Raw genomic sequence first — 19,302 nt, 5'->3', positions numbered from 1 at the left:
GCAGGCCCCCGGCCCGAGAGGGCAGGCCCCCGGCCCGAGAGGGCAGGCTCCCAGCCTGGGGGGCTCTCTCCGCGCCGCCCTCCACCCTCCTCACACCCCGGTCTCGCCCGCCCCCTCCCCGACCACCGACCCGGTAGCCGGGGCGGCCTCCTCCCCCACTCCCAGAGCCACCCGCACCGCAGCGACAAACCGCTCCGTCCCCGCGAACCGCTCGCGCAAGGCCCGGGAACGAGCAGCGGGGTCCGCCATTGAGGCACTGAGTTCCGAGGCGCTGAGTTCCGAGGCGCTGAGCGCGGATACGCGCGGGTCGCCCTCGACATCCGTACCTGCCCCGACGCCACCACCGACCCCGTCGGCCTCCCCGACGGCCTCCCCGACGATCCGCCCATGCGTACGGAACTCCGCGGCTATCCCCCGAACCACCGCCCGCCCCGCCCGCACCACCGCCTCCGGCGCGGTCAACTGCACCCGCACATACGCCTCGTCCAGCGCCCGCCGCGCCGCGAACCCGTCCTGCCACGGCAACGGCTCCCGGAACGGCCGCGCCGCCCAGCCCTCGTCCAGCACCCGATAGGCGGCATCCGCCTCCGCGAGAAACCGCTCGCAGGCCGCCGCACACACCTCCCGGCGCCCCGACTCCCGCTGGTCAGCCCGCTCTTCCCGGGCAAGCGCGGCCTGGTACCGCAACTGCCGGGCCGTGCTCCGCGCGGCGACCAGCGCGGCGAGCCCCGCCGCGGCAAGCGTGGACAAGGAGGTGATCAGGGCAACGGCGACGGTGTCGTTCACGGGGTCATTCTCGCGGGGCACCCCTCCCCCACCCCCGCAGGGCAGAGTGGGGGCATGCCCCCGTACAAGACGATGTCGCTCCACCTGAGGACCGAACGGCTGCTCCTGCGCCCATGGACCGAGTCGGACGCCGCCGGACTCCGCGCCCTCCACTCCGAACGCGGCAAAGGAACGCCCACGGTCGAGCACACCCGATCCCTCATCGCGAAGCAGCTCACCGCGACGGCCACCACGGGCATCGCCCTCCTGCCCGTCCAGCGCCGTGAGGAAGGCGACTTCATCGGCTACTGCGGATTGACCATCGGCCGCTCCACCGTGGAGGAACCCGAGATCGCGTACGAGCTGTTCCGGCGTGCGCACGGCCACGGCTACGCCACCGAGGCGGCCGAAGCGGTCCTCGACGCCGCGAGAGCGACCGGCCGCACACGCCTCTGGGCGACCGTCGGCGCCTGGAACACCCCCTCGTTCCGCGTCCTCGAAAAACTCGGCTTCGAGCGGGACCGCGTCTCCACGGAGGACAGCGGCGAAGTGGTCTGGCTGACACGCTGGTTGCCGTGACGGCACCGAAGCGCCCTCCCAAGGCCACCCATCGGGGTCGTGGAAGGGCGCTCACCGGTTGAGGGCACTCACAACTGCCCGCAGTCCGGCATCAGTTCAGGGCGACGATCGCTCGGACGGCCGCAAGTCCCGACCGTTCCCGCTCAGTTGTGGCTGTTCTGATGACGCAGTAGGTCAGACACTCAATCCTCCCCCTGGGCCGTCACCGGGCCGTCGTACGGTACGTCCTCCCCGCGGAATACGCGATCCACGGCGGCCCGGATCCGGGCTTCGCTCGACGACATCAAGTGCGTGTACGTGCGGAGCGTGAAGGCCGGGTCATGGTGGCCGAGGTACTCGCTCAGGGCCTTGATGCTCTCCCCCGCGTCGAGGAGGACGGAGGCGTAGAAGTGCCGGAGTGCGTGCATGCCGTTCTCGCGGCCGGAGGGCACGCCAGCGGCGCGAAGGGTCGGCTGCCACACCTTCTCGTTGAAGCGCGTGCGGTTGAGCGGCTTGCCCGTCACGGTGAGGAAGAGGAGCGACGCCGTGACAGCGGGCCCGTCCAGGGTCTTCCAGGGGAGAGTCACCGGCACCGGCGGGTGGCGGGTGATGTGATCAGCGAGCGCGAACCCGACGGTCTCAGGCAGCGGCACGTCACGTTCCTTGCCACCCTTGGGAGGCCCGAAGACGGGACGCGTCCCCTGGAGGAGCTTCACCCGCCGGACCACGTGCAGGGTGCCGCCAAGGAAGTCGACGTCTTCGACGGCCAGCCCGAAGATCTCTCCTTGCCGCAACCCGCAGCCAGCGCCGACCGCGGTCATCTCTCGGTACTGATCCGGCAGCGCCTCGTGCAGCTCCATCACGCGGTCCGCGGTCCACGGCTTGATCTTGCGCGGGTCCAGTCGCGGAGCGCGGACCGATCGAGCCCGGCAAGGGTTCTCGGCGATGATGCGGTCCTCTACAGCCGCCGTGAAGACCGCCGAGATGTTCGCGAAGATCGAGCGCCGGTAGGAAGCAGCGCGGCCAGTCGCTTCGAGTTGCCTCATCCACACGCGGAGGTGCGACGGCCGGAAGGACGCCATCGGCCGATCTCCCAAGAAGGGGAAGGGGTGCACCCGTAGCCGGATCTCGACACTCTCGCGCGTCACGGGGTCGGTAGTGAGCGCCGCCATCCACGTCTTCGCGTACTGCTCGAAGGTGACCACCCCGGCCGAGGGGTCGATGTAACGCCCCTGGGACACGTCCGCCTCGATGTTGGCCAGCCAAGTGTCAGCCTTGCGCTTCTGCTTGCCCGGGAAGCTCTTGGACTTCTCCGAGCCGTCCGGGCCGATGTGGCGGGCCCGATAGCGGAGGCCGACGTCTTAGCGGTCGCTCTTGGCCCTCCGGGGCTTTCCGTCCGGGCCAATCTCGACCTTGAACCAGCGGTCCTGGATGTGCCCGGCCATCAGGCAGCCGCCCTTTCCATCAGGGATTCCGCCCAGGAGCGCACGTCTCCGGGGTGATAGCGAACGTGCCGGCCAACGCGGAATCCCTTGGGACCAGTGCCCTTGCGACGCTACTGATAAAGGGTCTCGACTGGGACGCCGAGCAGGTCAGCAACGTCAGTCGGGGTCAAGTAGCGCTCAGGCAGCGCACGCTTCACGATCACCACTCCTTCTCGTCGGCAAAGTCGGCCAGTGCTTCGCGTGCTGTCTCTCGGTTCAGTTGGATGTCACGGGCGATGGTGGCGGCGAGGGCGGATTCGCCGGGGGGTGTGCCCGTGCCCGGCGTACTGCCAGTCGGCAAGGACGAGGACCGTTCCCGGCTCGTAGTCAGGCGTGCCGAGGGCTTCGCGTTCTTGGGCAGCACGGAAGTCGGCGCGGGCCTGGCGGAGTTCGCCGAGGGTGGTCAAGGCCCGCGCACGGCGCGGGCGCGGGCCGCCTCAGCGGCCCGGCCTGCCTCATGTCTCCGCCCCGGCTGGCCGGGCCCGGCGGCCCGCTGCGTGCATGCGGGCGAGGGCGGGGACATCATCCGCGGGTCCAAGAAGATGCCTCCGGCGGGGGATCGGCCGACACCGGGATGGAGGGGGCGCCGTCGCCGACTGCGGGCACATCGTGGTGAGCGTGGGGGGGGCTCCCATCCCGTCCGCCGTCGACCCAGGCAGAGCCGAGCAGACGCGGCCCATGGCGTCCAGGTCGTTCGTACAGTGGCGCGCTCCACCTGGACGCCATGAACCACGCCCGCTCCACGGTGTGTGGGTCGACGGCGGACGGGATGGGAGCTGGGGGCTTGCTGTTGAAAGGTAGGCCTTCTGTCAGTGCATCTGGTTAGCATGCGTGGCGTGGCAACGTCGAGACCAAAAATTCCGAGCGAACTACGCCGTCGAGTGCTCATTGAAGCTGGCCATCGCTGCGCAATTCCGACCTGCAAATCCACGCCCGTCGAGATCGCGCACATCATCCCGTGGGCGAAAGCACAAAAGCATGAGTTCAAAAATCTAATTGCGCTATGCCCGACGTGCCATACCCGTTTCGACGACCCGCATGGCCCTATAGATCGAAAGGCCATGCGTCAATACAAGGCGAATTTGAATCCGCTCCTGACTATCAACCTTGCCAGCCGAAACGGGCAAGCCAATATGCTTGCCGCCTATCAGGAGCTGAGGGGGAGGTTCGCGGAGTGGCTTCCGGCCGAGGTGGAGTATGCGGAAATTAAGTCTTGTCGATCCTCATCGCGCGAGAGAATCAAAAAAGGCAAGTCGGATGCAGTAGATAAGTTCGCATGGGCGATCGACGCTGTAGCCGACTTCCAATCAGCCTGGGGCGAGTCAGAAGTTTCGGATCTGACTGGAGCAATCTTTTACCATGTGGCCGACTGGTGTGATGAAGTCGAGAGCGCACCGTCCCCCCTCCCGGCAGAGTTGAAGCGGCGGGATATTTTAGAGGAGATTTCAGAAGCTTCGGCAGACCTTCACCTAATGGTATGCGAAGAGCTCTCGATGTAGAGCGCGTCACCATGGAATGAACGGTTGGGCACACGGGACAAAACCCAGCCGACTCGACCATCAGGCTCCGCCGCCCCTCGACTGAGTATGCCACCCATCACAGCACTTAACCGCCTAGAAGTCCGGCAGCTTGTCCCGTCGATGCAATCGGGCCTTACGGTAGACATAGAACGGATCTGCATCCGTCAGGTTCCATTCCCACCGGTACATCACACCGATATACCCAACCGTCATGGAACTTGAAAACATCGCCAATCGACCTTTCGATGGGTTTACCGCTCCCGCCATAGGGCCGAACCCTTCACCGATTATCCAATTCTCGGTCTTCCGTGAGCCCTTGTGCAGCTCCCAGAGGGCCGAATCTTTGTACATCACCATGTGCAGACTCGGAACTCTACTGGCCCCATCCAGGAAGTCGACGAACTCCGGAGGGACTGGGTAGCCATCATGCTCAACACGACAACCGATCTGCTTCACAAAGTATCGAGCGAGGTTGAGTGCCTGCGCGGGCCAATCATCGCCATAGATGCGCTTCATGTTGACATGCCGGGAGCGATTGAGGCGCCGCCCATGGCTCCACAAGTAGTCAACGAAGCCGTCATAGGCAAAGTCGAAGGGCTGACTCCTGGCATTATTGCACGAGGCGCAGAGATTCGCTCTAAACCTCACATGCTGCGATTTCTTGATGGAACGAATTTCCCGATTGAAATCGTCACCCACCCATACCAGATTCCCTTCGGTGCCTTGAGAGAGTCGCTTCAAGTTCTTTAGCTTGAACTTATGCTCTTGCGAGTCTGCAACTGCTCCGCACCACCAGCAGAGTCCAGTCGGGGCCACCTTGTACGCTTCGAGGTCATCGCCTTGCAGGAATTCGTCATCACTCATGGTGCCTCCAGCGATCTGCAAGAAGCCCCAGCGACTCTCTGCGGCATTACGAGCTTAGAATCTGCGAGATTCGCTCGCATCGACATTTGCGCATGCCCGGATGCAGCCGCGCGCCGGGCGACCGACGCAGCAGAGCAGGCATACCGCGCGAGGGAAGAGCCAGCTTTCGACCCTGACGCACAGGCGCCCTTCGGGGCCGTCCTCGGGCCGTGGAAGGGCGCTCTATGGTGACCAACGTCGACAACTGACGACAGCTCACCAGCAGGTCAGGACGTTGATCGGTGAGACAGCCGCAGGTCACGGCCGTCCGTGATCAGTTGTGGCTGTGCAGCACCTCATTGAGCCCGCCCCACACCGCGTTGTTCGGGCGGCCCTCGACCGTGCCGGTCTCGGAGTTGCGGCGGAAGAGGATGTTCGAGGCGCCGGAGAGTTCGCGGGCCTTGACGATCTGGCCGTCGGGGAGGGTGATGCGGGTGCCCGCGGTGACGTACAGGCCCGCCTCGACCACGCACTCGTCGCCGAGGGCGATGCCGACCCCGGCCTCGGCGCCGATCAGGCACCGCTCGCCGATGCTGATCCGGACGTTGCCGCCGCCGGAGAGGGTGCCCATGGTGGAGGCGCCGCCGCCGATGTCCGAGCCGTCGCCGACGACGACACCGGCGGAGATGCGGCCCTCGACCATGGAGGTGCCGAGGGTTCCGGCGTTGAAGTTGACGAAGCCCTCGTGCATCACGGTGGTGCCCTCGGCGAGGTGGGCGCCGAGCCGTACCCGGTCCGCGTCGGCGATGCGTACGCCCTTGGGGGCCACGTAGTCCGTCATGCGCGGGAACTTGTCGACCGAGGTGACCTGGAGGTGCAGGCCCTCGGCGCGGGCGTTCAGGCGGACCTTCTCCAGCTCGTCCACGGCGACCGGGCCGAGCGAGGTCCAGGCGACGTTGGCGAGCAGGCCGAAGATCCCGTCGAGGCTCTGGCCGTGCGGGCGCACCAGGCGGTGGCTCAGCAGGTGCAGGCGCAGATAGACGTCGTGGGTGTCGAGCGGCTTCTCGTCGAGGGAGGCGATGACCGTGCGGACGGCGACGATCTCGACGCCGCGGCGGGCGTCGGTCCCGATCGCCTTCGCGGCCCCCTCGCCGAGCAGTTCCACGGCGCGTTCGGCGCTCAGTTTCTCGGTACCGGCCGGGCCGGGCGCCTCGCTCAGCTCGGGCGCGGGGAACCAGGTGTCGAGGACGGTGCCGTCGGCGGTGAGGGTGGCGAGGCCGGCGGCGACGGCACCGGTGGTACGAGGGGCAGTGGTGTCGGTCATGGGGACAGTTTAGGTGCCGTGCCCGGTGACCCGGCGGGCCGGGCGGCCCGGAGCGGCGCGGCGGCGCAGCGACAGAGGCGCAGCTCAGCGGTACCAGAGCCCGCCGCTACGGCCTGCCCGGGGCGGTGCCCCTCAGCCATGCGCCCCGCCCGTCAAGTTGACCACCACGACCCCCGCGATGATCAGCGCGATGCCCAGCGCCTTCGCCGCCGTCATCGACTCGCCCAGGAACAGCGCGCCGATGGCCGCGATGGCCGCGGTCCCGGTGCCCGCCCAGATCGCGTAGGCGGTGCCGACGCTCAGTGACTTGAGGGTCTGGGCGAGGAGGGCGAAGGCGATCAGATAGCCGAGGGCGGTGGCCAGCGAGGGCCAGAGCCTGCTGAAGCCCTCGCTGTACTTCATCGCCGTGGTCGCCCCGACCTCGGCGGCTATCGCTCCCGCGAGCAGCACGTATCCCATGAGGCGAGGGTACGACCGGGGGCGCGGTCGGCTCGCCCGTTCACGGCGGTGTTCACCCCGGCTCCCCGGTCCGGTTGCCGTCCGCTTCGCCGAGATAGGTGCCCAGCGGCTGGAGGGCGGCCCAGAGCTGCTCGAAGTAGGCGGCGAAGTAGGTCATGAACATGGGGTCCTCGACGCTGAAGCCGTTCAGCCGCTGACGCGGGCCCCCGGAGAAGGCCAGGAAGACCACGCTGTCGTCGATCAGGGCCATGTTCAGACCGTCGGCCGCCGGGGTCCAACGCAGCACATTGGCTTCGTAGTTGAGGATGTCCTTGCTGTCCTCGTGGTGCTGGCGGGCCCAGGAGAACATGTCCCGGTCGGGGAGCCCGTCGCGTTCGGGGATCCCGATGATGCGCCGGACGCTGCGTTCGTCGTCGCTCTCCTCGCCGGCCCAGTCCAGGATGGTCCGGAAGTAGTCGGCGGACGCCCGGGTGGTGTACTGCGTCGGCGGGTACCGGCGCGTGTAGGTGACCCGGATCTCCGACCGGGCCTGGCGGACACGTGCGGAGGCCGCCTCGTAGAACTCGCGGTTGTCCCGGTACCAGTGTGCGGACAGCAGGGCGTCGCCCGGGGTCTCGGGCCCGGCGACGAGCGGGAGTGGGGGGAGCGGGGAGCGCGGGCCCTTGGTGGCCTCCTCGATCTGCCTGCCCGCCCGCAGCCACCGGTCCTGCCATCTCGACGGTTCCCCGCCGCAGGCCTCCACCAGGGAGGCCGTGTGCTCCCAGTTCGGGAAGCGGCGGCCGTTGAGGATCGCCGAGACGGTGCTGCGGCCGCAGCCCATCTTCCGGGCCAGCGCCTCCTCGGTCGGCTTCCTGAGGGTCCGCCGCCGCAGCTCGCGCAACTCGGCCGCGAAGGCGAGCTGAGGCTCCGGTGCCTTGGAGGAGCTCCGCTGGCCGGACATGGTCCACCCCCGTGAACGACACAGAAAGACGCTGACGGTCCGTCATTGTCCGTCAGTGCTACAGAACTTCGCCAGCGGTTGGGAGTGTCCGGCTTCGCCCGGGGAGTTCTCCGCACGTCTTCCAGCCATTGTCGCAGTTGAGGACCGGCTCCAGACTCGGAGCAGCGGCCGTCGGGCGCCGCCCCGGCGAGAGAAGGGAGCCACCTGCCATGTGAGCTGCCGAACCACCGTGCCACCGGCCCGCGTTGCCGGGCCCGGCGGCAAAGCCGAGGCCGCCCCCTGGTGCTTCTGGGCGGAAGCAGGGAGCGGCCTTCTGACCACACACAAGGAGAACCTCGTGCTCGTCGACTTCAGGATAGACCTGCCGTGTATGAGCGTGGCCTTCGTGGCCACGCTGGTACTGGGCATCGTGCTGGTGATGTCCCCCTCGGTCCAGGCGGCCGTTCTGCAGGAGGGTGGCTGGCTGCTCCCGGCGGCCGCCTGCCTGCTGACCGCCGTCCGGCCCCGCGAGACGGGCCGGCGATGACCTCCCGCGGCCTCGTGGCGTTCTGCCCGCGGTGCGCGGGACGCCACCGCGGGCTCGCCTTCCGCGTCCGGCGCGAGGAGGAGCCGCGCTCCGGGTAGCCGCCCGCGGGCGGGCCCTCCCGCGGCCGTCTCCCGCGGGAGGGTGCGGGCATGCCTGAGCCCCCGGCTCGCCGGGGGCTCAGTGCCGTACGAGGCGGTCGCGGTCGGCGCGGTGCGTGAACTGCCGTGCGCGACGTGCGGGGTGAGGGATCAGACGTTGAACCCCAGCGCCCGCAGCTGCTCGCGGCCGTCGTCGGTGATCTTGTCCGGGCCCCACGGCGGCATCCAGACCCAGTTGATGCGCAGCTCGTTGACGATGCCGTCGGTGGCGGCCTTGGCCTGGTCCTCGATGACGTCGGTGAGCGGGCAGGCCGCGGAGGTGAGCGTCATGTCGATGGTGGCCACGTTGGAGTCGTCGACGTGGATGCCGTAGATCAGGCCGAGGTTGACCACGTCGATGCCCAGCTCCGGGTCGACGACGTCGTAGAGCGCCTCGCGGACCTCCTCCTCGGAGGCGGGCTTGGTCAGCGTGTCCTGTGTCGTCTCTTCGCTCATGCGGTCTTCGCCTCCTGGTCGAGAGCCTGGGCCGTCGCGTCTTTCCACGCCATCCAGCTGAGCAGCGCGCACTTCACCCGGGCCGGGTACTTGGAGACCCCGGCGAAGGCGACGGCGTCCTCCAGGATCTCCTCCATGGCGTCGTCCGGCTCGATCTGCCCCTTGGACTGCATCAGTTCGAGGAAGACGCCCTGGATCTTCTGTGCCTCGCCGAGGTCCTTGCCGACGAGCAGGTCGTTCAGCACCGAGGCGCTGGCCTGGCTGATCGAGCAGCCCTGGCCCTCGTAGCTGATGTCCTCGATCCGCGAGCCCTCGTACCGTACGCGGAGCGTGATCTCGTCGCCGCACGTCGGGTTGACGTGGTGCACCTCGGCGTCGCCATCCCGGAGCCCCCGGCCGTGCGGGTGTTTGTAGTGGTCCAGGATGACGTCCTGGTACATCGAATCCAGCTTCACCGGTCAGTCACGTCCTATCCGAAGAAGTTCCGTACGTGCTCCAGGCCCTCGACCAGAGCGTCGACCTCGGCCGGGGAGGAGTACAGATAGAACGACGCCCGCGTGGTCGCGGGAATTCCGTACCGCAGGCAGACGGGGCGTGCGCAGTGGTGGCCGACGCGTACCGCGATGCCCTGCTCGTCGAGTACCTGGCCCACGTCGTGCGGGTGGATGTCGCCGAGCGTGAAGGAGATCGCCGCGCCGCGGTCCTCGGCCGTGGTGGGGCCGATGATCCGCAGGCCGGGTACGGACTGGAGCTGCCGCACCGCGTACTCGGTCAGCGCGTGCTCGTGCTGGGCGATGCGGTCCATGCCCACCGAGCTGAGGTAGTCCACCGCCGCGCCGAGGCCGACGGCCTGCGCGATCGGCGGGGTGCCCGCCTCGAACTTGTGGGGCGCGGGGGCGTAGGTCGAGGAGTGCATCGAGACGGTCTCGATCATCTCGCCGCCGCCGAGGAAGGGCGGCAGGTCCTCCAGGAGTTCCTGGCGGCCCCAGAGCACGCCGATGCCGGTCGGGCCGCACATCTTGTGGCCGGTGAAGGCCACGAAGTCGGCCTGCAGCGCCTGCACGTCGAGCACCATGTGCGGGGCGGCCTGCGAGGCGTCGACGAGGACGAGCGCGCCGACCTCCTGGGCGCGGCGCACGATCGCCTCGACCGGGTTGACGGTGCCGAGGATGTTGGAGACCAGCACGAAGGAGACGATCTTCGTCTTCTCGGTGATGATCTCGTCGAGGTTCGACAGGTCGAGGCGGCCGTCGTCGGTCAGGCCGAACCACTTCAGCTTCGCGCCGGTGCGCTGCGAGAGCAGCTGCCAGGGCACGATGTTGGAGTGGTGCTCCATCTCCGTGATGACCACTTCGGTCTCGTGGTCGACGCGGTAGGGCTCGTCCGCCCAGCCGAGCATGTTGGCGACGAGGTTGAGCGCCTCGGAGGCGTTCTTGGTGAAGATGACCTCGTTGCGGCTGGGCGCGTTGATGAACTCGGCGACCTTGTCCCGGGCGCCCTCGTAGAGCGCCGTGGCCTCCTCGGCGAGTACGTGCACACCGCGGTGGACGTTGGCGTTGTGCTGCTCGTAGTACTCGGAGAGGGTGTCGATCACCTGGCGCGGCGTCTGGGAGGTCGCCGCGTTGTCCAGGTAGACCAGCTTCTTGCCGTCGTGGAGCTCACGCTCCAGGATCGGGAAGTCCTTGCGGATCGCCTCGGTGTCGAGGAGCCCGGTAAGCCCCTGGCGGGCAGTGGTCACGCGGACGCGCCTCCCTTCACGTATGCCTCGTAGCCCTCGTTCTCCAGCTTGTCGGCCAGCTCGGCGCCGCCGGACTCGGCGATGCGCCCGGCCGCGAAGACGTGGACGTAGTCGGGCTTGATGTAGCGCAGGATGCGCGTGTAGTGGGTGATGAGCAGGGTGCCGACCTCGCCGCTCTCGCGGACCCGGTTGACGCCCTCGGAGACGACGCGCAGGGCGTCCACGTCGAGGCCGGAGTCGGTCTCGTCGAGGACCGCGATCTTCGGCTTGAGCAGCTCCAGCTGGAGGATCTCGTGGCGCTTCTTCTCGCCGCCGGAGAAGCCCTCGTTGACGTTGCGCTCGGCGAAGGCGGGGTCCATGTTGAGGCGCTCCATGGCCTCCTTGACCTCCTTGACCCAGGTACGCAGCTTGGGGGCCTCGCCGCGGACGGCGGTGGCGGAGGTGCGCAGGAAGTTGGAGACGGAGACGCCGGGCACCTCGACCGGGTACTGCATGGCCAGGAAGAGGCCGGCCCGGGCGCGCTCGTCGACGGTCATCTCCAGGACGTCCTCGCCGTCGAGGGTGACGGTGCCGCTGGTGACCGTGTACTTGGGGTGACCCGCGAGCGAGTAGGCGAGGGTCGACTTGCCGGAGCCGTTGGGGCCCATGATGGCGTGCGTCTCGCCCTGCTTCACGGTGAGGTCGACGCCCTTGAGGATCTCCTTCGTGGCGTTGTCGGCCTCGACGGTGACGTGCAGGTCTCGGATTTCAAGCGTTGCCATGGGTGCCTCAGGACTCCTGGGAGAGGGAGACGAGCACGTCGTCCCCTTCGATCTTTACGGGGTATACGGGGACGGGGCGTGTCGCGGGCAGGCCGGAGGGCTTGCCGGTGCGCAGGTCGAAGGCGGAGCCGTGGAGCCAGCACTCGATCTGGCAGTCCTCCACCTCGCCCTCGGACAGCGAGACGTTCGCGTGCGAGCAGATGTCGTTGATCGCGAACACCTCGCCCTCGGTGCGCACGACGGAGATCGGGACGCCGTCGAGTTCGACCCGTTTCGGGGTGTCCTCGTCCAGCTCCTCGATCCCGCAGGCGCGCAGGAAGCTCATGCGACCGCCCCCTCCAGCTCTTCCTCGATCTTGGCGAGGAGGCGCTCCTCCACGTCCGGGACCTGGATCTGCTGGACGAGTTCGGCGAAGAAGCCGCGCACCACCAGGCGGCGGGCCTCCTTCTCCGGGATGCCGCGGGCCATCAGGTAGAAGAGCTGCTCGTCGTCGAAGCGACCGGTGGCCGAGGCGTGGCCGGCTCCGACGATCTCGCCGGTCTCGATCTCCAGGTTCGGCACCGAGTCGACCCGGGCGCCGTCGGTGAGGACGAGGTTGCGGTTCATCTCGTAGGTGTCGGTGCCCTCGGCGGCGGCCTCGATGAGCACGTCACCGATCCACACCGCGTGGGCGTCCTCGCCCTGGAGCGCGCCCTTGTAGACCACGTTGGACTTGCAGTGCGGGGTGTTGTGGTCGACCAGGAGGCGGTGCTCCTGGTGCTGGCCGCGGTCGGTGAAGTACAGGCCGAACAGCTCGGCCTCGCCGCCGGGGCCCGCGTAGGCGACCCGCGGGTGCAGCCGGACCACGTCGCCGCCGAAGGTGACCACGACCGACTTGAGCGAGGCGTCCCGGCCGATCAGCGCGTTGTGCTGGGCGACGTGCACGGCCTTGTCGTCCCAGTCCTGCACGGAGACCACGGTGAGCTTGGCGCCGTCGCCGACCAGGAACTCCACATTGGCGGCGAGCACCGCGTCACCGGTGTGGTCGAGGACCACGACGGCCTCGGCGAAGGCGCCGAGCTCCACGATCTGGTGGCCGTAGGCGGTCCCGCCCTCGCCGTGCACGGCGATCCGGATGGGCTCGGTGAGCACCGACTCCTTGGGCACCGAGACGACCGAGGCCTTCTCGAAGGCCGAGTAGGCCTGGGCGGCGACCCGGTCCACCGGGACACCGGCCTTGCCGACGCGCGCGTCCTCGCGGCCGACGGTCTCGACGGTGACGCCGTCGGGGGCGCTGACCTCGACCCGCAGGCCCGAGCCGGTCGCGACGGCGGTGCCGTCGTGCAGCCCGCGCAGGCGCTCCAGCGGGGTGAAGCGCCACTCCTCCTCGCGGCCGTGCGGCACGGGGAAGTCGGCCACGTCGTACGAGGGCGGGGCGCTCATGCGCGTGGCGACGGTCGACTCGGCGGCAACCGCGATCGAGCCGGTGGTGGTGGAGCCCACCGGGGTAATAGGGGCCTCAGCCATGGCGGTCGTTGTGCTCTCTTCCTGCGGTCGGTGTTCTGCGGCTCGGCGCGGGACGGGCGGGCCGGCGGCCGGTGGTGGATGCCACCGGCCACGGTAGGTCCGGGCGGTGCGGGCGCCCGGCAGGCGCCCGCGTGCTGGGGGCGGCTAGCCGACCGAACCCTCCATCTGCAGCTCGATCAGCCGGTTGAGCTCCAGGGCGTACTCCATGGGCAGCTCCTTGGCGATCGGCTCGACGAAGCCGCGCACGATCATCGCCATGGCCTCGAACTCGGAGAGACCGCGGCTCATCAGGTAGAAGAGCTGGTCCTCGGAGACCTTGGAGACGGTCGCCTCGTGGCCCATGGACACGTCGTCCTCGCGGACGTCCACGTACGGGTAGGTGTCGGAGCGCGAGATGGTGTCGACGAGCAGCGCGTCGCACAGCACGTTCGACTTGGCTCCGGGCGCGCCCTCGCCGATCTCGATGAGACCGCGGTAGGAGGTGCGGCCGCCGCCCCGGGCCACCGACTTGGAGACGATGTTCGAGGAGGTGTTCGGGGCCATGTGGACCATCTTGGCGCCGGCGTCCTGGTGCTGGCCCTCGCCCGCGAAGGCGATGGACAGGGTCTCGCCCTTGGCGTGCTCGCCCATCAGGTAGACGGCCGGGTACTTCATGGTGACCTTGGAGCCGATGTTGCCGTCGACCCACTCCATGGTCGCGCCCTCGTAGGCCACGGCGCGCTTGGTGACCAGGTTGTAGACGTTGTTCGACCAGTTCTGGATGGTCGTGTACCGGCAGCGGGCGCCCTTCTTCACGATGATCTCGACCACCGCGGAGTGCAGGGAGTCCGACTTGTAGATCGGTGCGGTGCAGCCCTCGACGTAGTGGACGTAGGCGTCCTCGTCGACGATGATCAGCGTCCGCTCGAACTGGCCCATGTTCTCGGTGTTGATGCGGAAGTAGGCCTGCAGCGGGATCTCCACGTGCACGCCCTTCGGCACGTAGATGAAGGAGCCGCCGGACCACACGGCCGTGTTCAGCGCGGCGAACTTGTTGTCGCCGGCCGGGATGACCGTGCCGAAGTACTCCTTGAACAGCTCGGGGTGCTCGCGCAGCGCGGTGTCGGTGTCCAGGAAGAGGACGCCCTGCTCCTCCAGGTCCTCGCGGATCTGGTGGTACACGACCTCCGACTCGTACTGCGCGGCGACGCCGGCCACCAGGCGCTGCTTCTCCGCCTCGGGGATGCCGAGCTTGTCGTAGGTGTTCTTGATGTCCTCGGGCAGGTCCTCCCAGGACTCCGCCTGCTTCTCCGTGGAGCGCACGAAGTACTTGATGTTGTCGAAGTCGATGCCCGACAGGTCCGAGCCCCAGTGCGGCATGGGCTTCTTCTCGAAGAGCTTCAGGCCCTTGAGCCGCAGCTTGGTCATCCACTCGGGCTCGGACTTCTTGTCCGAGATGTCGCGGACCACGGCCTCGCTCAGACCGCGCTTGGCGGAGGCACCGGCCTCGTCGGAGTCGGCCCAGCCGTACTCGTACTTGCCCAGACCCTCGAGCTCGGGGTGAGCAGTCTCCGTGGGCAGAGTCATGCGGGGTTCCTCCCGGCGGTGCTTGCTGATGGGTGTGCGTGGTTCTGGGGTGGTTCGCCTGGCGGAGCCGGCTCGCCGTGCGGGGCCGCTTCGCCCCGCGGGGCCGGCTCGCCCCGCGGGATGTACGTCGTGCAGACGCCGTCCCCGTGGGCGATGGTCGCCAGCCGCTGGACGTGGGTCCCCAGGAGCTCGGAGAAGAACTGGGTCTCCGCCTCGCACAGCTGGGGGTACTTCTCGGCGACATGGGCGACCGGGCAGTGGTGCTGGCACAGCTGCTCGCCCTGCTGCTGACCGGGTGCGCTACGCGCCGTAGCAGCGTACCCGTCCGCGCTGAGCGCCGCGGCCAGCGCCTGGGTGCGCTCCTGCGGATCCGCGGCCTCCACCGCGGCGCGGTAGGCGCCCGCCTGGGCCTCGATCCGCTCGCGGGCGAAACGGGCGACCGCCTCGTCGCCCACGGTACGGGCGATCCAGTCGAGCGCGTCGACGGCGAGCTGGTCGTAGGACTGGTCGAAGGCGTCCCGGCCGCAGTCGGTGAGCGCGAAGACCTTCGCGGGGCGGCCGCGGGTGCGGGCCCCGTAGACGCGCTGTTCACGGGCCTGTACGACATCCTCGGCGAGCAGCGCGTCCAGATGCCTGCGCACCGCGGCCTGGGTCAGGCCGAGGCGCTTCGCGAGGTCGGCCACCGTGGAGGGGCCGTGGTCCAGGATGGAGCGCGCGACGCGGTCGCGCGTCGAACGGTCCGCGCGCGAGCCGGTCGCGAGTTCCTCTTGCGGAACCTCGCCAACCTTTTTCACAACGCCATTGTTGCGTAATTCCTTGGGACCGGACAAGCCACCTGGGTCCATGCAGGTGGTGGCCTCAATCACTAAGGGTTACCTAAGTAGACGTACCAGACGCCCGCCCTCCGCCTTTTCGGGGCGCTCCGGGGCCCCGAACCCCGGGGCGGGAGCGCCCCCGCGGCCTGCCTAGACTCTGCGCCATGCACAGTGAGCCCGCGGCCGTCGGCGCCGCGCCCGTGGTCCGGCTGCGCGGCGTGGTGAAGCGGTACGGGGCCAAGACCGCCGTCGACCGCCTCGACCTCACGGCGGGGCCCGGGGTCACCGCGGTCCTCGGCCCGAACGGCGCGGGGAAGACCACCACCGTCGAGATCTGCGAGGGCTACCGCAGGCCGGAGGCGGGCACCGCCGAGGTCCTCGGGCTCGACCCGGTGCGCCAGGCCGCCGCGCTCCGCCCCCGGATAGGCGTCATGCTCCAGTCCGGCGGCGTCTACTCCGGCGCCCGCGCCGAGGAGATGCTGCGCCACCTCGCCAAGCTGCACGCCCACCCCCTCGACGTCGGCGCCCTGATCGAACGCCTCGGCCTCGGCTCCTGCGGCCGCACCCCCTACCGGCGCCTCTCCGGCGGGCAGCAGCAGCGCCTGGCGCTCGCCATGGCCGTGGTGGGCCGCCCCGAACTGGTCTTCCTGGACGAGCCCACCGCGGGACTCGACCCGCAGGCCCGCCGCGCCACCTGGGAACTCCTGCGCGAACTGCGCGCCGACGGGGTCAGTGCCCTGCTCACCACCCACTTCATGGACGAGGCCGAGGAACTCGCCGACGACGTCGCGATCGTCGACGCCGGCCGGGTCATCGCCCAGGGCACCCCCGAGGAGCTGTGCCGCGGCGGCGCCGAGAACACCCTGCGCTTCACCGGGCGCCCCGGGCTCGACCTGCACTCGCTGCTCAAGGCCCTGCCCGCCGACTCGGCCGCCGCCGAGCTGAGCCCCGGCTCCTACCGGGTGAGCGGCAAGGTCGACCCGCACCTGCTGGCGACCGTGACCTCCTGGTGCGCCCAGCACGGGGTGATGCCGGACCGCCTCTCGGTCGAGCGGCACTCCCTGGAGGACGTCTTCCTCGAACTGACCGGCAAGGAGCTGCGCGGATGAGCACCCCGACCGCCCACGGCGAGCGGCGCGAGAGCTACGCCCCGCGCCCCGGCGCCGCCCCGCTCCCCCGCATGATCACGGCGCAGGCCCTCCTGGAGACCAGGATGCTGCTGCGCAACGGCGAGCAGCTGCTGCTCACCGTCGTCATCCCGACCCTGGTCCTCGTCCTCTTCTCCGCCGTGGACATCGTGGACACCGGCGAGGGCGAGGCCGTGGACTTCCTGGCCCCCGGGGTGCTCGCCCTCGCGGTGATGTCCACCGCCTTCACCGGCCAGGCCATCGCCACCGGATTCGAGCGGCGCTACGGGGTACTGAAGCGGCTCGGCACCTCGCCGCTGCCGCGCTGGGCCCTGATGACCGCCAAGACCCTCTCCGTACTGGTGACGGAGCTGCTCCAGGTGGCGCTCCTGACGGTGATCGCCCTGGCCCTCGGCTGGTCCCCGCACGGCAACCCGGCGGCCGTGGTGCTGCTGCTCGTCCTCGGCACCGCCGCCTTCTCCGGGCTCGGGCTGCTGATGGCCGGGACCCTCAAGGCGGAGGCCACGCTGGCGGCGGCCAATCTGGTCTTCCTGCTGCTGCTGGTCGGCGGCGGCGTCCTCGTCCCGCTGGACAAGTTCCCGGACGCGGCCCGCGCCGCCCTGGAGCTGCTGCCGATCTCGGCGCTCTCCGGCGGTCTGCGCGAGGTGCTCCAGGACGGGGCCGCGATGCCCTGGCGGGAGCTGGGGATCCTCGCGGTCTGGTCGGTGCTGGGGCTGGGCGCGGCGGGCCGGTTCTTCCGCTGGGAGTGAGCCCGGGGGCCTGCGGCTCCGGGCTCGGACGCGGGCGTACACCGGCCTCGGGCGCGGGCGTGCGGGCCTCGGGCGCGGGCGTACGCGCTCCTCGCGCCGGGCGGGCGAGAGGCGCGCATACGTCCGCCTCGCCCCCCTCGTGAAGCCGTGCACAAGCGGGCGCCTACCATGGTGCGCGTGCCGAATCTGACCCGCGCCGAGTCGATCTCCGCCCTGCGCAACCCCCTCGCCTTCATCGCCGGACGCTGGACGCCCACCCCGCGGACCGTCCAGCGCGCGGCCCTGGCCGCCCTCGTGATGGCGGTGGCCATCGTGGTGACGGGCGGCGCCGTCCGCCTCACCGGCTCGGGGCTCGGCTGCCCGACCTGGCCCAAGTGCACCGAGGAATCGCTCACCACCACCGGCGAGATGGGCCTGCACGGCGTCATCGAGTTCGGCAACCGGATGCTCACCTATGTGCTCTGCGCGGCGGTCGGCTGGGCGATCATCGCCGCCCGCGCGGCGAAGCCGGGGCGCCGGGACCTGACCCGGCTCGGCTGGACGCAGTTCTGGCTGGTGATGGGCAACGCCGTACTCGGCGGCATCGTCGTCCTGGTCGGCCTCAACCCCTACACCGTCGCCAGCCACTTCCTGCTCTCCACCGCGCTGATCGCGGTGGCCACGGTGATGTGGCAGCGCACCCGCGAGGGCCAGGCCCCGCCGCGCCCGCTGGTCGGCCCGGCGGTGGTCCAGCTGGTCCGGGTCCTGACCGCCGCGACCGTGGTGCTGATCGCGGTGGGCACCGTGGTGACCGGGGCCGGGCCGCACGCGGGCGACTCCAGCGATGTGGAGCGGATGCCGCTGGACTGGGAGACCGTCAGCAAGGTGCACGCGGTCTTCGCCTGGATCGTGGTGACCCTCGCCTTCGCCCTGTGGTTCGTCCTCAAGGCGGTCGACGCCCCCCGGGGCCCGCTGCACCGCACCCGCGACCTCTTCCTGATCCTGCTCGGCCAGGGCGCCATCGGCTACGTCCAGTACTTCACCGACCTGCCCGAGGTACTGGTCGGGGCGCACATGTTCGGCTCCTGTCTGGTGTGGATCGGGGTGCTCCGGGTCTGCCTCTCGCTGCGGGAGCGCCCCGGCGCCCCGGCGGGGGTGCCCGAGCCCGCGAAGGACGAGGTGCTGGAAGGCGCGGCCGCCCGCTGAGCCGCGGACCCGGCCCCACCGCTCAGCGGTACGCGGCCACCAGGGCGTCGATCGCCGGGGCCAGATGGTCCCGGGTGAGCGCGGCCCGCCGCCCGAGCCACCCCTCGTGGGCTTCGTCCTTCCGGGCGCCGCCCGCCCCCTCGCCGCGGGACTCGTGCAACTCGGCCTTTCCGTACCGGCGTTCACGGATGTCGGCGACGACCTCCGCGGGCGCACCGGCCCCGGCCAGTACGGTCAGCGCCTCCCCCTTGGTGATCAACCGGCCCTCGCGCAGCGCCACCGCGGCCCTGGCGTGGGTCAGCAGGCCGAGGTCGACCCAGATGTCCCGGCGCCACAGCTCCGCCCGGTCCACCGCGGGCCGCCAGTAGTCGCGCTGGTCGCGGACGAGGAAGTCCCGCAGCTCCGCGGCGTCCACCGGGGGCAGCAGGTCCACCGGGCCCGGGCCCTGGAAGACCCGGCCGAAGGCGTGCAGTTCACGGCGGGTGACCGGGGTGACCGGGCGGTCCATGAGGCGTTCGTGCGCCCAGGCCGGGTGCGGCAGGTCCGCGTCGGTGAGCCGCCCGCGGTCGAGGTAGCCGCAGTGCAGGCGCGCGGCGAGCGGGTGGGTCGCGCGCAGGTCCCGGTGCAGCCGGCGCAGGTGGCCCCGCAGGTCCTGGGTGACCGGCCCGTCCAGGACCGCGATCAGGTCGAGGTCGCTGCGGCCCTCCTGGTAGTCGCCGCCGGCCAGCGAGCCGTGCGCCCAGACGGCGACCGGGCGGACGCCGGTGCGCAGCGCGGTGACGAAGTGGTCGAGGAGCAGCGAGGTGGATACGTCGGGCATGG

Annotated in this window: 20 protein-coding genes and 3 pseudogenes; 6 read left to right on the top strand and 17 right to left on the bottom strand. The window is 69.8% G+C overall.

Annotation, left to right across the window (positions count from 1 at the left end):
- Positions 1–90: 90 nt before the first annotated feature.
- Positions 91–786, bottom strand: a complete 696-nt coding sequence (locus MID12_RS26875; RefSeq protein ID WP_263171333.1) for a hypothetical protein — start codon at positions 784–786, stop codon at positions 91–93.
- A 54-nt stretch (positions 787–840) separates the two neighbouring features.
- On the opposite strand from MID12_RS26875, the gene MID12_RS26870 reads away from it, so the two are divergent.
- On the top strand, positions 841–1,344 hold the full coding sequence (locus MID12_RS26870; RefSeq protein WP_263171331.1) for a GNAT family N-acetyltransferase: 504 nt from the start codon (positions 841–843) through the stop codon (positions 1,342–1,344).
- Positions 1,345–1,526: 182 nt separating this feature from the next.
- On the opposite strand, the pseudogene MID12_RS26865 reads toward MID12_RS26870, so the two are convergent.
- The 3 pseudogenes from MID12_RS26865 to MID12_RS26855 all read right to left on the bottom strand — a co-directional run.
- Positions 1,527–2,768 (bottom strand): annotated as a pseudogene (locus tag MID12_RS26865) (tyrosine-type recombinase/integrase).
- A pseudogene (locus MID12_RS26860) lies at positions 2,768–2,965 on the bottom strand (helix-turn-helix transcriptional regulator). Before MID12_RS26860 ends, MID12_RS26865 begins: the two co-directional pseudogenes overlap by 1 nt.
- Before the next feature lie 2 nt (positions 2,966–2,967).
- Positions 2,968–3,220 (bottom strand): annotated as a pseudogene (locus MID12_RS26855) (replication initiator); the annotation flags it as partial.
- 423 nt (positions 3,221–3,643) lie between these two features.
- Here MID12_RS26855 and MID12_RS26850 point away from each other — a divergent pair.
- Positions 3,644–4,306 (top strand): HNH endonuclease, encoded by a 663-nt coding sequence (locus MID12_RS26850; RefSeq protein ID WP_263171330.1) that lies wholly within the window; start codon positions 3,644–3,646, stop codon positions 4,304–4,306.
- Positions 4,307–4,420: 114 nt separating this feature from the next.
- Here the strand turns inward: MID12_RS26850 and MID12_RS26845 are convergent, their stop codons facing one another.
- The 4 genes from MID12_RS26845 to MID12_RS26830 all read right to left on the bottom strand — a co-directional run bounded on the left by MID12_RS26845 (position 4,421) and on the right by MID12_RS26830 (position 7,893).
- Complete coding sequence (locus MID12_RS26845; protein WP_263171328.1) at positions 4,421–5,191, bottom strand: hypothetical protein; 771 nt, start codon at positions 5,189–5,191, stop codon at positions 4,421–4,423.
- A gap of 313 nt (positions 5,192–5,504) precedes the next feature.
- Positions 5,505–6,494, bottom strand: a complete 990-nt coding sequence (gene dapD / locus MID12_RS26840; protein WP_263171325.1) for a 2,3,4,5-tetrahydropyridine-2,6-dicarboxylate N-succinyltransferase — start codon at positions 6,492–6,494, stop codon at positions 5,505–5,507.
- A 132-nt stretch (positions 6,495–6,626) separates the two neighbouring features.
- Entirely contained in the window at positions 6,627–6,953 is a 327-nt protein-coding gene (locus tag MID12_RS26835) for a DMT family transporter (RefSeq protein WP_040254644.1), read from the bottom strand.
- 52 nt (positions 6,954–7,005) lie between these two features.
- Positions 7,006–7,893 carry a helix-turn-helix domain-containing protein gene (locus tag MID12_RS26830; RefSeq protein ID WP_263171322.1) on the bottom strand — a complete coding sequence of 296 codons (888 nt, stop codon included), beginning with the start codon at positions 7,891–7,893 and terminating at the stop codon, positions 7,006–7,008.
- A 337-nt stretch (positions 7,894–8,230) separates the two neighbouring features.
- Here MID12_RS26830 and MID12_RS26825 point away from each other — a divergent pair, with 337 nt between their 5' ends.
- The gene (locus tag MID12_RS26825) at positions 8,231–8,419 is read left to right on the top strand and encodes a hypothetical protein (RefSeq protein WP_263171320.1); all 189 of its coding nucleotides are present in this window, start codon (positions 8,231–8,233) and stop codon (positions 8,417–8,419) included.
- A 248-nt stretch (positions 8,420–8,667) separates the two neighbouring features.
- Here MID12_RS26825 and MID12_RS26820 read toward each other — a convergent pair whose 3' ends face one another.
- From MID12_RS26820 to MID12_RS26785, 8 genes are all read right to left on the bottom strand, one after another.
- Positions 8,668–9,012 (bottom strand): metal-sulfur cluster assembly factor, encoded by a 345-nt coding sequence (locus MID12_RS26820; protein WP_040254638.1) that lies wholly within the window; start codon positions 9,010–9,012, stop codon positions 8,668–8,670.
- Positions 9,009–9,467: a Fe-S cluster assembly sulfur transfer protein SufU gene (gene sufU / locus MID12_RS26815; RefSeq protein ID WP_040254636.1), complete on the bottom strand. Its 459-nt coding sequence runs from the start codon at positions 9,465–9,467 to the stop codon at positions 9,009–9,011. The genes MID12_RS26820 and sufU overlap by 4 nt, the downstream gene beginning before the upstream one ends.
- A 14-nt stretch (positions 9,468–9,481) precedes the next feature.
- Entirely contained in the window at positions 9,482–10,750 is a 1,269-nt protein-coding gene (locus MID12_RS26810) for a cysteine desulfurase (RefSeq protein ID WP_040254634.1), read from the bottom strand.
- Complete coding sequence (gene sufC, locus MID12_RS26805; protein ID WP_040254632.1) at positions 10,747–11,511, bottom strand: Fe-S cluster assembly ATPase SufC; 765 nt, start codon at positions 11,509–11,511, stop codon at positions 10,747–10,749. The genes MID12_RS26810 and sufC overlap by 4 nt, the downstream gene beginning before the upstream one ends.
- Before the next feature lie 7 nt (positions 11,512–11,518).
- Positions 11,519–11,836: a bifunctional 3-phenylpropionate/cinnamic acid dioxygenase ferredoxin subunit gene (locus MID12_RS26800; RefSeq protein WP_040254630.1), complete on the bottom strand. Its 318-nt coding sequence runs from the start codon at positions 11,834–11,836 to the stop codon at positions 11,519–11,521.
- A complete protein-coding gene (sufD, locus tag MID12_RS26795; protein WP_040254628.1) occupies positions 11,833–13,017 on the bottom strand; it encodes a Fe-S cluster assembly protein SufD in 1,185 nt (394 codons plus the stop codon). Before sufD ends, MID12_RS26800 begins: the two co-directional genes overlap by 4 nt.
- 144 nt (positions 13,018–13,161) lie before the next feature.
- A complete protein-coding gene (gene sufB / locus MID12_RS26790; protein WP_040254625.1) occupies positions 13,162–14,583 on the bottom strand; it encodes a Fe-S cluster assembly protein SufB in 1,422 nt (473 codons plus the stop codon).
- Entirely contained in the window at positions 14,580–15,377 is a 798-nt protein-coding gene (locus MID12_RS26785) for a helix-turn-helix transcriptional regulator (protein ID WP_263171308.1), read from the bottom strand. Before MID12_RS26785 ends, sufB begins: the two co-directional genes overlap by 4 nt.
- A 185-nt stretch (positions 15,378–15,562) precedes the next feature.
- On the opposite strand from MID12_RS26785, the gene MID12_RS26780 reads away from it, so the two are divergent.
- From MID12_RS26780 to MID12_RS26770, 3 genes are all read left to right on the top strand, one after another.
- Entirely contained in the window at positions 15,563–16,507 is a 945-nt protein-coding gene (locus MID12_RS26780) for an ABC transporter ATP-binding protein (protein WP_040254620.1), read from the top strand.
- Complete coding sequence (locus tag MID12_RS26775) at positions 16,504–17,295, top strand: ABC transporter permease (protein ID WP_040254619.1); 792 nt, start codon at positions 16,504–16,506, stop codon at positions 17,293–17,295. Before MID12_RS26780 ends, MID12_RS26775 begins: the two co-directional genes overlap by 4 nt.
- A 168-nt stretch (positions 17,296–17,463) precedes the next feature.
- Positions 17,464–18,480: a COX15/CtaA family protein gene (locus MID12_RS26770; RefSeq protein ID WP_263171305.1), complete on the top strand. Its 1,017-nt coding sequence runs from the start codon at positions 17,464–17,466 to the stop codon at positions 18,478–18,480.
- Positions 18,481–18,502: 22 nt separating this feature from the next.
- Here the strand turns inward: MID12_RS26770 and MID12_RS26765 are convergent, their stop codons facing one another.
- Positions 18,503–19,300, bottom strand: coding sequence for a nucleotidyltransferase domain-containing protein (locus MID12_RS26765; RefSeq protein WP_263171303.1), 798 nt, complete (start codon positions 19,298–19,300; stop codon positions 18,503–18,505).
- Positions 19,301–19,302: the final 2 nt, after the last annotated feature.

It is taken from the genome of Streptomyces sp. SCSIO ZS0520, from assembly GCF_025643355.1.
Taxonomy (GTDB): domain Bacteria; phylum Actinomycetota; class Actinomycetes; order Streptomycetales; family Streptomycetaceae; genus Streptomyces; species Streptomyces physcomitrii.
This window is presented reverse-complemented; position numbering and strand designations above follow the sequence as displayed.